Consider the following 13,510-nt stretch of genomic DNA (forward strand, 5'->3'; position numbering starts at 1 on the left):
TATCAACTGTTTTTTCTGATATCGATTGCAGACCATTTTAAGCCTTCTATTTTAACCTTAAAAATCAAGGCTGATCATGTACTTTACTTCATCAAAAGTCATAATAACGGTTACTTATAGGTAACTATCTATAATAAATCCTGTGAAGGCATTGTGTTGTTATAAATAATTAGATCGGAGCTTTTCCTCCTTAATTGAAGGGTTACATACTCCAAAAGTACCCGCACTTAAAATTTACCAAAAGTAGGTTGTTTACCAGTGTCTATTATATTAATTTGGAAATTCCGTCAATTGCTTAACTTGGCATAGTTTTAGATTACCAAAGAACATAAAACCTGTAACGGATCAAATGAATAATATAACAAAACATATTATAGTATTAGGCTTGGCTTTTACACTTGTAGGTATTCTATCTTTAGAAGGCCTGGCTCAAGGTGATATTATTAATGATGTTAAAGAGGCTATCAAAACCGGTAGCTCAAAAGAAACTGCTAAATTCTTCAATCAAAACGTAGACGTAACGCTTGATGGAGAAATGCAAAGCTATAGTAAGACCCAGGCGGAGTTTGTAATGAAAGATTTTTTCAAGAACAACCCTCCTACCAGCTTCACCATAGTGCATCAAGGAGCGTCTAAAGGAGGTCTTCCTTATGCCATCGGCCAGTATATTTCTAACAAACAGACCTATCGTGTGTGGGTGAGAATAAAGAATTCTGATGGAAAGTATCTTATTCATGAAATAAGTTTCATCAAAGAATAGATAATAAGTCATTTATAGTAAAGAAGCACTGATTAAATCGGTGCTTTTTTTATTTTTGCACGATGGAATTGAGCTACCTGACCGAAGACGCTATAAACTATTTCATTAAGACAGCTCTTAATGAAGATGTAGGAGATGGAGACCACTCTTCTCTCGCTGCTATACCTGAAAACGCACAAAGTGAAGCCAAACTTCTAATTAAAGATGATGGTATTTTAGCGGGTATTGAACTTGCCACTAAAATTTTCCATTTTTTTGACCCTAACTTATCAATAAGCATTCTTAAGAATGATGGAGATGTGGTACAAAAGGGAGATGTAGGCTTTACCGTAAAAGGATCTGCCCGATCTATACTAACCTGCGAGCGATTGGTACTTAACTGTCTTCAGCGTATGAGTGGTATAGCTACCTATACTAATTATCTTTGTAACCTCATAAAAGGTTCTCAAACTCAACTGCTCGATACCAGAAAAACCACTCCGAACTTCAGGCTTCCTGAAAAGTGGGCTGTAGCCATTGGTGGTGCTAAAAATCACCGATTTGCTTTGTATGACATGATCATGCTTAAAGATAATCATATTGACTATGCAGGAGGCATCAAAAATGCTATTCATGCTACCAAAAGCTATCTTAAGGAAACTGGAAAGTCTCTGAAAGTAGAAATTGAGACCAGAAACATAGAAGAAGTGAAGGAAGTATTAGCCATTGGAGATATAGATATTATTATGCTGGATAATATGATACCTTCTGAAATGAAAGAGGCAGTACGACTGATAGATGGCAAGTATGAGACAGAAGCCAGTGGTGGAATTACAGAGAAAAGCATTATAGAAGTGGCTGAATGTGGGGTTGACTATATCTCTGTAGGTGCTCTAACTCACTCAGCAAAAAGCCTTGACATCAGCCTAAAAGCAAGCTAACTAAAATTACGCATTTAATTATTTTCAATAGTAAATCATGATTGTAAAGACTAAAAAGTATAAGCTAGAGAACGGAACTTATATTAAACTAGGTTTAGTGAATATACTAAAACAGCAGTGGTGGGTGTTTTTAATTGCTCTGGCTCTATGCTCAGGTTATTTCATTATACCTAATGCATGGTGGTTCATAGGCACAGCCATAGCACTCGTTCTTTATTTCTTATTCTGGCTTATCCAGTTTACGGGAGTTACGCAAATGGAACAAACAAAAATGCTATTTGAAAAACTCTCTTATGAAATTAATAGTCAGCAAATACTCATAAAACTTAACCCACGCCAGGGTATGCCTATTAAATGGGATCAAGTAAAAAGTGCTAAAATAGGCAAAGACTATATTTTACTAGTGATTAACAAAGCTCAACTTATTCATTTACCATTTAGAATTTTCAACACTGAGAATGAAAGAAAATTCGTAGAGAGCATCCTTAAAAGAAAAGGATTAGTAAAATAAAAAACACTAAATAATAAAGCATTGTAAGGATCTTAAGCTACCAAGTTTAAGATCCTTTATTTTATCTGCCATATGGAGCCTTTTGAAGATAATAATAAGCGTAAGAGAACCTTTACCATGAAAGAAGCAAAGGTAAAGGCTGCCGATTTCTGCGCTTATCAGGAAAGAACGCAGCAGCAGGTAAGAGATAAGCTTTATGATTATGGCCTCAGGCAACATGAGGTAGAAGATGTACTTACTGATCTCATAACTGAAGGCTTTATCAACGAAGAGCGCTTTGCCAGAAGCTATGCCGGAGGCAAATTCAGAATAAAAAAATGGGGCCGTTTGAAAATATTACAAGGCCTTAAGCAACTAGGCCTATCAGAATATTGCATAAGAAAAGGAATGTCTGAAATAGACCAAGCAGATTACTCTGAAGCTCTCCATGACATTATTAACAAAAAGAACCGTACACTGAAAGAGACCAATCAATTCATCAGAAAAAGGAAGATAGCCACTCATGCTATTCAGAAAGGCTATGAACCTGACATGGTTTGGGACATACTTAGAGATATGGATGAGTCAATATAACTCCACTTCAGCAGCCGGTATTTCATCAGTAAGAATCACTACTTTACCACTCATTTCCTCTAGCATTGGCTTCATAATCAACTCTGCATTAGTGCGAGTCTGCTCTAGTATTCCTGAGTTTTCTGCAGCTTTTTTAATCTCTCGCTCGGCATTTTTATAGGCCTTTTGAATAAATGCCTTTTCATCTTTCAACGGATTAGTCTGTATATCATAAATACGGGTGTTCTCCATATCCAGTTTATAATAACAAATTTCAGGCTCTGGCAACCTCAAATAAATAGTGTCATTAGCCACTTGAATGTCATTCACCTTCACTTTTGTGAGGTCAATACACCCTACAGCATGCCCGGCACTTATCAAGGCTATTTTAGAATCTGGCCCCAACTTAAATAGTCTGAAATATTCCTTGCTTAACTCCTTAAGCTCGGTAATCTCTTTAAAATTATACCTCACCAGCTCCATTTTCCCTAGCGACTCTACCTTTTCCAGCACCGTACTATTATTGATAATGGTCTTTGGCTCCTCCTCTGTGTGGCTCTCAAAATACAGCCAGCTGCCTAATACTAAGACCAGCAGCCATGGAAGAACATATATTAATAGCCTAAGCATTCTCATAAATCCGTAACTTTCTTTATCGTCTAATGTATAATATATTAACAAGAAATTTTGTTTCAGCGATTATTAAAACTATTTATATGTGGCAAATCTGCATTGATACTGGAGGAACTTTTACAGATTGTATAGCCCTATCTCCTGAGGGTGAGACCAGTAGACTTAAAATATTAAGTAGCAGCCGACTAAAAGGTAAAGTATTAGAAAGAACCTCTCCTAGCAGCTTCAAAGCGGAATTTAACTGGGGTATTGAAACTGATATTTTTAAAAATTTCCATTTTAGCCAGTCAATTAATGAGCACAATGCGCTAATAGAATCCATCGATTTTCAGAAAGGCATTATTCACCTTAATAAAGAGATTGACATTCTCCCTGGTGATTTTGCCATCACCTCTAATGAAGAAGTACCGGTATTGGCCTCTCGCATACTTACAGGCACTGCCCTTGACAGTCCATTTCCGCCTATAGACATGAGGCTTGGCTCCACCAAAGGCACCAATGCATTGCTAGAGCGAAAAGGAGCCTCGGTAATATTTATTACTACCAAAGGCTTCAAAGACCTGATTAATATTGGCACACAGCAGCGTCCTGATATTTTTGCGTTAAATATAATTAAGCCAGATCCTCTATATAAAGAAGTAATAGAGGTTACAGAAAGGATAGATAAAGACGGTAATGTAATTACAAAAATGACTGATTCTGAATTGGAGAAACTTTCTCAAAGCCTGAGTCATTTACCCCAAGACACTTCTTTCGCCATAGCCTTCATGAATAGTTATAAAAACCCAGCTCATGAACTTCAGGTAGAACAACTCATAAAAAGCAAAGACTTCAAATTCATTAGCACTTCATCTACTATCTCTCAAAACATTAAAATATTAAGTCGGGCAGAAACCACCATAGCTAATGCTTATTTGCAACCAATAATTGAAAACTATATAAAAGGAATCACCGATAAACTACAAGAAGGCTACTTAAGAATAATGACCAGTGCAGGAGCCATAGTTAATTCTGGTCATTTCACGCCCAAAGACAGCTTACTCAGTGGCCCGGCGGGAGGAATAGTAGGAGCAAAAACCATTGCTGAAAAATCTGGCTACGATCAAATCATCACATTTGATATGGGAGGAACCAGTACAGATGTGGCTATCTACGATAAAAATTATGATTATAAATATGAAACCCAAGTAGGAGATGCTCAAATTCTAAGCCCAAGCCTGGCCATAGAAACCATAGCGGCTGGAGGTGGCTCTATTTGTGACATAAAAAGTGATATTATGCAAGTAGGCCCCGAAAGTGCGGGTTCATCGCCAGGGCCAGCTTGCTATGGAGACGGCGGCCCACTGAGCATTACTGACCTTAACTTATTATGCGGCCGCTTAGTGGATTCTAATTTCAGTATTCCACTAAACTCTGAAAAAGCCAAAATGGCATTAAGTGAAATAATAGCGCCTACTGATGAAAATTTACTGGCATTCTTACAGATAGCCAATGAAAAAATGGCGGAAGCAATTAAAAAGGTATCGGTAAGAAAAGGGTACGCTCCTTCTGACTACGCTATGGTCACCTACGGCGGCGCCGGAGGCCAGCATGCCTGTGCTATAGCTGATCTACTCAATATCAAAACTATAATTGTACCTTATGATGCTGGGTTGCTCAGCGCCTATGGTATTAGCCAGGCAGATATAGAGTATTTTACTGAAAAACAGATTTTACAACCTTTTGATGAAGCCAGTAATACACTTGATAGCATCTGGAATAAGCTAAAATCACAAGCTACTCAACAGCTCATCAACCAGGGATTCACACAAGGCGATATCTTTATAAAATCCCAATTGCTTTATCTACGCTATGCCGGGCAAGAAAATACTGTAGAAATAGATGCGGCTTCTACTCAAGATTACAAACAAGCCTTTAAAGAAAAATATAAATCTATCTATGGCCATTGGCTTGACAATCGTGACATTGAACTGGAATCAGCAAAGGTAATTGCAGCCATCAATCCTGACAAGCAGAAATCAATCCCTCACTCACTTCAAAAATATGCTCCACAAGAGCAAGGAGCCCAATCATGTCTTACTAAAAATGGCAGAAAAGAAGTGAATTTTTATGTATGGGAAACGATGAATCCTGGTGCAGAAATTCTTGGACCGGCAGTAATTACCAGTAATAACTGTACACTGTATATTGAACATGGTTGGAGTTTTGAACTAGATGTTCATAACCACGCCATTATGAAAAAAACAGTAAATGATGATACGCTCGCTTTAAAGCCTGAAACCGAAAAAGCCAATTTGGAGCTTTTCAAAAACAGATATGCCGGCATAGTGGAAAAGATGGGAAGCCAACTGGAGAGAACATCCTTTTCTGTTAATATAAAAGAACGATTAGACTTCTCATGTGCTCTTTTAGACGATAAAGGTTATCTGATCGTAAATGCGCCTCACATTCCTGTCCACTTGGGTAGTATGGGAATATGTGTGAGAAAAGTGATTGAAGTGATCTCCATTGAAGAAGGAGATGTAATCATTACTAATCACCCTGCCTATGGCGGCTCCCATTTGCCCGACATCACTTTAATCACAGGTGTCTTTGCGGACAATCAATTAGTCGGTTATTTAGCCAGCAGGGCTCATCATGCTGAAATAGGAGGTAAAACCCCAGGATCTATGCCTACCGATGCCACTGCTTTAGAAGAGGAAGGAGTAATAATACATCCTCAATACCTTGCTAAAAACGGAAAATATCTGTGGGATGAAATTAGTAACGTATTTACATCAGCAAGATACCCTACACGCTCACTTCAGGAGAATATTGCAGACCTCCAAGGTGGCATTGCTTCATTAAAAACAGGAGTTTATGAACTACAAAAGCTCTGCTCTCAATTTGGGGTTAATGCGGTAAAATACTACATGCAATCGCTAAAAGGATATGTAAATACCAAATTATGGGAATCCCTATCTGAAAAAGCAGGCCATACGTATGAAGCTACAGAATATTTGGATGACCACTCAATACTGCATTGTACCATTTCCTTTGAAAAAGAATCAGCCATTTTTGACTTTACAGGCACTTCAGATACACACCCTGGTAACCTGAATGCTACTGAAGCCATTGTAAATAGCGTTGTATTATATGTCTTAAGATTATCTATCACTGAAAATCTTCCTCTAAATGAAGGGTTGACCTCAAATATAAAGGTGATATTACCTCATGGCATGCTTAACCCTGATTTTAGCAAAGAATCTCCTGCTGTAGTGGGAGGAAATACCGAAATCAGTCAAAGACTTACTGATACGCTATTAAAGGCCTTAAATATGGCTGCCTGTAGTCAGGGAACCATGAACAATGTTCTGTTCGGCAATAATAAATTCGGCTATTATGAAACCATTGGCGGTGGTACCGGAGCTGGAGCAGGCTTCAACGGAAAAGATGCTATTCATCAGCACATGACTAACACTAAAATAACTGATCCTGAAATTATGGAATACAGATACCCGGTAAGGATTAATAAGTTTGGGATCAGAGAAAATAGCGGAGGAAAAGGCCTATGGAATGGAGGAAATGGTATTATTAGAGAAATCGAATTTTTAGACAATCTCGATTTAACAGTACTTACTCAACACCGACAAACTGCTCCTTATGGATTAAAAGGTGGAGAGGATGGTCTAACAGGAAATCAACAATTAAAACAACAAAATCAAATAAAAGAGCTATTACCAAGCGATTCTGTAAAAGTTAAGCCAGGTGATGTGTTATGTATAAATACTCCTGGAGGAGGAGGCTTTGGAAAATCAACCTAATAGCCTTACTTCATCTTCATTAACAATAAAAGATAAGCTATGCCCAAAGGGTATAGCCAAATTATAAGGCTCATGCCCCGCTGGAAAATCAAAGCATAAAGGATAAGAGTAACTTTCAAAATGGCTCCAAATTAAATCCTTTATGTTTTTTCCAAAGGGTATAGAAGTATCTTTCATCCCAGAAAAATCACCGACAATAACTCCGGCCAGCTCATCAAACTTACCTGCTCTTCGTAATTGGGTGAGCATCCTGTCAATTTTGTATAAATATTCATCTATTTCCTCAATCAACAGTATCTTACCTTTGGTCTGTACTTCTGTTGCTGTCCCTAAGCTATCTGCCAATAAAGAAAGATTACCACCTATCACTTCGGCATTAGCTGTTCCCTGTCTGCTTCCACCTGACATCGGGACTGAATAATCCACCCTTCCTTCAAAAAGGATATTCTTCAAACTACTTATTGATTCCATTACACCTTCATAGCCAAATTGTGCAGGCATTACTCCATGAATACTCTCTATGTTATTATTATTCAGAGCTACATGCATGGCTGTAATATCACTAAAGCCAACCAACCATTTGGGATATTTTTTAACACCAGAAAAATCAATTCCATCGATAATACGGGTCATACCATAGCCACCTCTAGCACATAGCACCGCCTTGAGTTCAGGATTATCAAGAAAACTCTGCAGTTCGGCCCTTCTTACTTCATCTGTGCCCGCAAAATAGCCTTCCGAAGCATATAATTGCTCACTCAACACTACCTCCAGCCCCCATTCCTGGAAAACGGTAAGTGCCTGAGAAATTTGCTCAGGAAGTATCATCCTGGATGGTGACACTATTCCTATTTTATCTCCTTCTTGTAATAATGGTGGTCTTAAATTCATAGGGTATAAAAAAAGCCCCAGCGGGGCTTCATGTATAAGGTTTCAATATTTTAGTTACCTGCAGGTGTAACACCCATTTTCTTAAGTACTAAATCACTGATATCAAATTTAGAATCGGCATAAAGTACTACATCCACACCGGCAATTTGTCCATTCAGCACATAAGTATAACCATTTTCTTTAGCTACAGATTCAATGTTATTACCTACTTTTTCATAAAGAGGCTGCATTAAATCAGCTTGTTTTTTTTGCATAGAGCTCTGTGCATCTTGCTGAAACTTTTGGATTCTTTGCTCCAATTGAGCCAGTTCAGTTTCTTTATCCTGACGGATAGCTGCATCCATTGTAGATGCTCCTTGCTGATAAGCCTGTAGCTTTTCCTGATACTCTTGATATTTTGCTTGTAATTGATTTTGTAACTGAGTATTGTGTGCTTTAAGATCAGACTCCACTTGCTTAGCTTCTGGCATTTGGCTCAATATATAATCCACATCGGCATAGGCAATTTTCGTGGTCTGCGCCTGCACGGTAGCAAGCCCTAAAAACGCAAAAGCTATAATGGTTAAAAATAATTTGTTTTTCATGATATATTTAAATTAAACATTCTACTTTATTACATCATTTGGATCTCCCAATCCCAGCTCATCAAGTACATAATCAGTATAGTCATGCCTGGGGTCAGTATATATCATTACCAACTCCCCTGATTTATCGAACATAATTGCTAATCGCTGTTCTTTACATACACGCTCTATAGCCTCAAATATCTTGTCTTGAACTGGCTTTACCAGCTCCTTTTTCTTTAAAAAGAATAATCCGTCGAATCCAAATATCTTTTTCTGATAAGCCTTTAGCTCATCTTCCTTTCTTTCTATTTCAGCCAATCTGTCCTTTTTCATCTCGGCTGTTAGTAAAACCTCCTCAGCATGAAGCTCACTGTACATAGATTCTATGTCCTTAGACATTTCTTTCACTTCATCCTGCCAGCCTTGAGAGAGCGTTTCTATCTCTCCCTGAGCTTCTTTATACTCAGGCATTTTGCTAAGTATATAATTGGTGTCTACATATCCAAATTTTTGTCCGTAAACATTAACGAACGAAAATAATGCCAAAAATAAAACAAATAGGTTTTTCATAGGTCAATAGGTTTATGGTTTAAATAATCAAACACTATTTTCATCCTCAATCACTAACCTCAACTTATCTGATTTGCTGACCAATGGTAAAGTGGAACTGAGGCCCACTTCTTTCAGTATCTCCTGGTACAGTATCAAACCCATATCCCCAGTTAATACCAATCAAACCAAATGCGGGCATAAATATTCTGGCACCAAATCCAGCTGATCTATAGTTTTCAAAAGGATTAAATTCTTGATAATTATCAAAGTTATTACCTGCTTCCGCAAATACAAAACCATAAATAGTAGCAGCCTGACCAGTGGTTACAGGGTAACGTAACTCAAGACCAAATTTATCATATACAATACCTCCTTCTATTCTACCAGAGCCACTTACTCTATCGTAAGGAGGAGTTAAAGCATTGTTTTGATAACCACGTAAACCAATTACGTCCGTACCTAATACAAAGTTTTGTCCTGCAAGACCATCACCACCAAGGTTAAACCTTTCAAATGGTCCTATACCAGCATCACTAGAATATGATCCGATAAATCCGAAATGCGCTTTAGCTTCCAAAACTAATTTACCTACTACTGTTAAGTAATACTTAGAATCGAACATCCATTTATGATATTCTATCCATTTATACTGTTCTGAAGCTTCAGCATTGTCATAATCTATATCTCTCCATAAAGAATAAGGAGGTGTAAATGAAGCACTTAAAGAAATTGTTGATCCACCTGTAGGATACATCGGGCTATTTACACTATTTCTAGATAAGGTAGAATTAAAAGTAATACTGTTAGCTGAACCATTACTAAAGTCCAGACCGCTAAATCTATAATTGTCCAAACCATATACCATGTAAGATAACGAATTGGTCCAAGAGAAATAATCATCAGGCCAACGTAGTCTCTTTCCTAATCCTACAGTAATACCTTTAACCGAAATGTGAGCATTATAATTACCAAAAGAAGGAAGATACTCAGCCACACCGTCTCCATCTCTATCTTCATATTGTCTTTGTCTTTGTATAGAATAGTTAGCGCTTACAGTAAACGAATTTGGCTTTTTACCTCCTAACCAAGGTTCTGTAAATGAAACTGAATAGTTCTGATATTGACGACCGGTTGCCTGCACTCTCATAGATAGTTTTTGTCCATCACCAGTTGGTATTGGGTTGAACTTACCTTTCACCAAATTCCTCATAGAGAAGTTGTTCAGAGATAATCCCAGGGTTCCTACAAATCCGAGTTGGCCTCCCCAACCTCCTGATAGTTCAATTTGGTCACTAGATCTTTCCACTAGATTCCATTCTATATCTACGGTTCCATCTGCAGGGTTTGGTTTTGGAACAGGGTTAATTTGTTCTGGGTCAAAATAACCTAACTGAGAAAGCATTTGCTGAGTACGTATTAAATCAGATCTGCTAAATTTTCTTCCAGGAATGGTATAAAGCTCTCTTCTTATAACATGATCTCTGGTTCTTTCATTACCAGCGATGATTACATTCTTGATAGTAGCTTGCTCCCCTTCGTAGATTCTCATTTCCACATCAATTGAATCTCCTTCTACGGCTACTTCTACAGGGTTAACTCTGAAGAATAGATATCCATCATCCATATATAGACCGCTGATATCAGTACCCTTAGGGTTAAAAGAAAGTTTTTTATCTATTAGCTCCTTATTATAAACGTCTCCTTTTTCTATAGCCAATACTTTATCCAAAGTAGCATCATCATAAACAAAGTTACCTGTCCAAATAATGTTCCTGAAGTAGTACTTTCTACCTTCTGAAATTTCAATATCAATGTTTACGGAGTTCTCATTGTTGGCATAAACAGAATCTCTCACTATTTCTGCATCTCTGTATCCGTGAGAATTATAAAAGGCAATGATATTGTCCTTATCATTCTCATATTCTGCCTCAATGAATTTCGTGGAATTGAAGAAATTTAATTTGACATTATCATTAAGGAACTCCTTCAACTCTTTTCCTGAAACTTCGTAAGTAGAATCTACAAAGCTTTTAATGTTTTTAGGCTTAGTGGCCCCAACTAACAATTCTGCACCCCGCTTGAAAAGAGAAATTCTAACACGCTCGTTAGTTTTCTTCATTTTCTTTTTTATCCGATTATTGTCGAACACTTCGTTGCCAACTATGTTAATCTTGTTAACCTTCACCTTGGCATTAGGATCCACAACAATTCTTAATTTAACACCATCCTGGTTAATAGTGTCCTCTTGCTGAATCACTTTAACATCAGCATAAAGGTAGCCTTTGTCTACATAGTAATTTTTTACGGTCAGCTCTGTATTCCTTATAATTGCATCACTAAGGATTCTACCTCTAATAAGGTTTAGATCTTCCCTCAAGTCCGTTTCCTTAGATTTTTTAACTCCCTCAAAGGTAAAACCGGTAAGCCTTGGGCGCTCTGACAGCGCAATATTGAGATATATTTTTTCCCCTTCAATCTTATCAATTTGAATGGATACATCTCCTACAAGACCATGTTTCCACAGTTTCCTTATAGCCCCACTAATCTGATCCCCGGGCACTTTGATCTTATCGCCAACCTTAAGGCCACTTAGTGAAATAAGAGCGTTTTTATCCAACACCCTTAAACCCGTTACCTGAATATCAGCAATAACATATTCTTGTGGGTTAGAGTAGTTCAGTCCCCCTTCATTATCGGAAGATGTATTAGCCCTCCTTCTGAATTGAGCTTCTGAGGAATTAATAATAATAAAAATAAATGCAAGGAAAAATAATGTCTTCTTCATTAATATCAAGTATTCACTTGTTCGCTAATTCTACCAAATCGCCGTTCTCTTTTTTGATATGATATAATGGCCTCATGCAAATCTTCGCGTCTGAAATCAGGCCAAAGTTTTGGTGTAAAATAAATTTCTGTATATGCCAGCTGCCATAGCAAGAAGTTACTAATCCTCATCTCACCACTGGTACGAATTAATAATTCAGGATCTGGCATTTTAGCTGTATTGAGATATGCCGCAAAGTTTTCATCGTTGATATCTTCAATATTAAGCTGATCATCTTTCACATCATTAGCCAAACGCTTAACTGCCTGTAATATTTCCCAACGACCACTATAACTTAATGCAAGCACTAAAGTAAGGCCTGTATTATCCTTCGTATCTGCTATTGCTTCAAGCAGTTGCTTACGACATCTTTTGGGTAAAGCGTCCGTATCTCCTATAGTGGTAAGTCTAACGTTATTTTTATGGAGAGTTTTTAATTCTTTTTTAATAGTAGCTACTAAGAGCTCCATAAGCCCTAGAACTTCCTCTGGCGGTCTGCCCCAGTTTTCTGTAGAAAAGGCATATAATGTAAGGTATTCAACCCCTAGTTCAGCACAGCCCTCTGTTGCCTCGCGCACAGCTGTGATGGCATTCCTATGACCAAAAATCCTGGCAGCGCCTTTATTTTTAGCCCATCTTCCATTGCCATCCATAATTATAGCAATGTGCTTAGGAAGCAGTTCTTTTACGATATTTTCATTTGGCATGGACACAGAAACGCAAAATTAACTTTAATAATATAAAAAAGCCTATTTTATGCTTTTTTTTAATTTCTTCTGTAATTTTTCTTGTAGGGGCTGGTAGGGCAAGGAATAGTATAAAACGCATAGTTAAGTGTAACTCCTATAAAATAATAGGCATCATTATCATATTCATTTCCGTACTGATAATCCTTTAATACGCCATCTCCGCCACTTACATTGTCCAGATAATCAAAAAATGTTTTTCTGGCACCGAATTCAACGCCAAGATACCATTTTGGATTTAAAATATACTTAATTCCGAGGCCAAAAGGGATAGAAGGTTGCACATTACTATACTCCTCAGGTTTTTCGTCCATTCCTGAGACTCCAAAAATAGCGATACCTCCGAAAAAATAAGGAGTCCATCTTAGCATAGTTTGTTCCCTCCATTTAAGGAAATGATATTCAAATACTGTAGAAGCTTCAAATAGAAATATATCAAAACTAGCATCTCGCTGATCCGCAAAAATATCGATAGGCGTTTTGGAATCGCTACCAGACAGCTGGCCTGCAGTAGCACCAATGCGAAAACTTACGGCACTACTAATATTAGACCGAAAGAAAACTGTACCGGCAGGTTTAATAGAGTTTAAATTAATACCCCGGGAGAGATCTCCGGAATATTTAAAACCACCTAAGCCGAAGCCCACTTCAGTTTCCTGAGCTTGAGCACCAGCGCTTAAGAGCAATAAATAAATAAAAAAGGGAAAACCTAAGATAGATCTCCCTATAAACAATTCCTTGATTCTATTCAT

At 37.6% G+C, this 13,510-nt stretch carries 12 protein-coding genes; 5 read left to right on the forward strand and 7 right to left on the reverse strand.

Going from position 1 to position 13,510, the window contains the following annotated elements; genetic code table 11:
* Nucleotides 1-349: 349 nt before the first annotated feature.
* The 4 genes from LVD15_RS05395 (at nucleotide 350) to LVD15_RS05410 (ending at nucleotide 2,764) form a co-directional block, all read left to right on the forward strand.
* Nucleotides 350-760: a DUF4783 domain-containing protein gene (locus tag LVD15_RS05395; RefSeq protein ID WP_233779283.1), complete on the forward strand. Its 411-nt coding sequence runs from the start codon at nucleotides 350-352 to the stop codon at nucleotides 758-760.
* A gap of 62 nt (nucleotides 761-822) precedes the next feature.
* Complete coding sequence (gene nadC, locus LVD15_RS05400) at nucleotides 823-1,680, forward strand: carboxylating nicotinate-nucleotide diphosphorylase (protein ID WP_233779284.1); 858 nt, start codon at nucleotides 823-825, stop codon at nucleotides 1,678-1,680.
* Between the two features lie 37 nt (nucleotides 1,681-1,717).
* Complete coding sequence (locus LVD15_RS05405; protein WP_233779285.1) at nucleotides 1,718-2,191, forward strand: YcxB family protein; 474 nt, start codon at nucleotides 1,718-1,720, stop codon at nucleotides 2,189-2,191.
* Nucleotides 2,192-2,308: 117 nt separating this feature from the next.
* The gene (locus tag LVD15_RS05410) at nucleotides 2,309-2,764 is read left to right on the forward strand and encodes a regulatory protein RecX (RefSeq protein ID WP_233779286.1); all 456 of its coding nucleotides are present in this window, start codon (nucleotides 2,309-2,311) and stop codon (nucleotides 2,762-2,764) included.
* Here LVD15_RS05410 and LVD15_RS05415 read toward each other — a convergent pair.
* The gene (locus tag LVD15_RS05415; RefSeq protein WP_233779287.1) at nucleotides 2,756-3,424 is read right to left on the reverse strand and encodes a DUF4230 domain-containing protein; all 669 of its coding nucleotides are present in this window, start codon (nucleotides 3,422-3,424) and stop codon (nucleotides 2,756-2,758) included. The genes LVD15_RS05410 and LVD15_RS05415 overlap by 9 nt on opposite strands.
* 35 nt (nucleotides 3,425-3,459) lie before the next feature.
* On the opposite strand from LVD15_RS05415, the gene LVD15_RS05420 reads away from it, so the two are divergent.
* Nucleotides 3,460-7,179 carry a hydantoinase B/oxoprolinase family protein gene (locus LVD15_RS05420; protein ID WP_233779288.1) on the forward strand — a complete coding sequence of 1,240 codons (3,720 nt, stop codon included), beginning with the start codon at nucleotides 3,460-3,462 and terminating at the stop codon, nucleotides 7,177-7,179.
* Here the strand turns inward: LVD15_RS05420 and LVD15_RS05425 are convergent.
* From LVD15_RS05425 to porG, 6 genes are all read right to left on the reverse strand, one after another.
* Nucleotides 7,171-8,070, reverse strand: a complete 900-nt coding sequence (locus tag LVD15_RS05425) for a S66 peptidase family protein (RefSeq protein WP_233779289.1) — start codon at nucleotides 8,068-8,070, stop codon at nucleotides 7,171-7,173. The two genes, LVD15_RS05420 and LVD15_RS05425, sit on opposite strands and share 9 nt — an antisense overlap.
* Before the next feature lie 50 nt (nucleotides 8,071-8,120).
* Nucleotides 8,121-8,654 carry an OmpH/Skp family outer membrane protein gene (locus LVD15_RS05430; protein WP_233779290.1) on the reverse strand — a complete coding sequence of 178 codons (534 nt, stop codon included), beginning with the start codon at nucleotides 8,652-8,654 and terminating at the stop codon, nucleotides 8,121-8,123.
* 21 nt (nucleotides 8,655-8,675) lie between these two features.
* Entirely contained in the window at nucleotides 8,676-9,206 is a 531-nt protein-coding gene (locus LVD15_RS05435) for an OmpH/Skp family outer membrane protein (RefSeq protein ID WP_233779291.1), read from the reverse strand.
* A gap of 64 nt (nucleotides 9,207-9,270) precedes the next feature.
* Nucleotides 9,271-11,973 carry a BamA/OMP85 family outer membrane protein gene (locus LVD15_RS05440; protein WP_233779292.1) on the reverse strand — a complete coding sequence of 901 codons (2,703 nt, stop codon included), beginning with the start codon at nucleotides 11,971-11,973 and terminating at the stop codon, nucleotides 9,271-9,273.
* A gap of 5 nt (nucleotides 11,974-11,978) precedes the next feature.
* Entirely contained in the window at nucleotides 11,979-12,719 is a 741-nt protein-coding gene (gene uppS / locus LVD15_RS05445; protein WP_233779293.1) for an undecaprenyl pyrophosphate synthase, read from the reverse strand.
* 59 nt (nucleotides 12,720-12,778) lie between these two features.
* A complete protein-coding gene (porG, locus tag LVD15_RS05450) occupies nucleotides 12,779-13,510 on the reverse strand; it encodes a type IX secretion system protein PorG (RefSeq protein ID WP_233779294.1) in 732 nt (243 codons plus the stop codon).

The sequence above is a fragment of the Fulvivirga maritima genome, from assembly GCF_021389955.1.
GTDB lineage: Bacteria > Bacteroidota > Bacteroidia > Cytophagales > Cyclobacteriaceae > Fulvivirga > Fulvivirga maritima.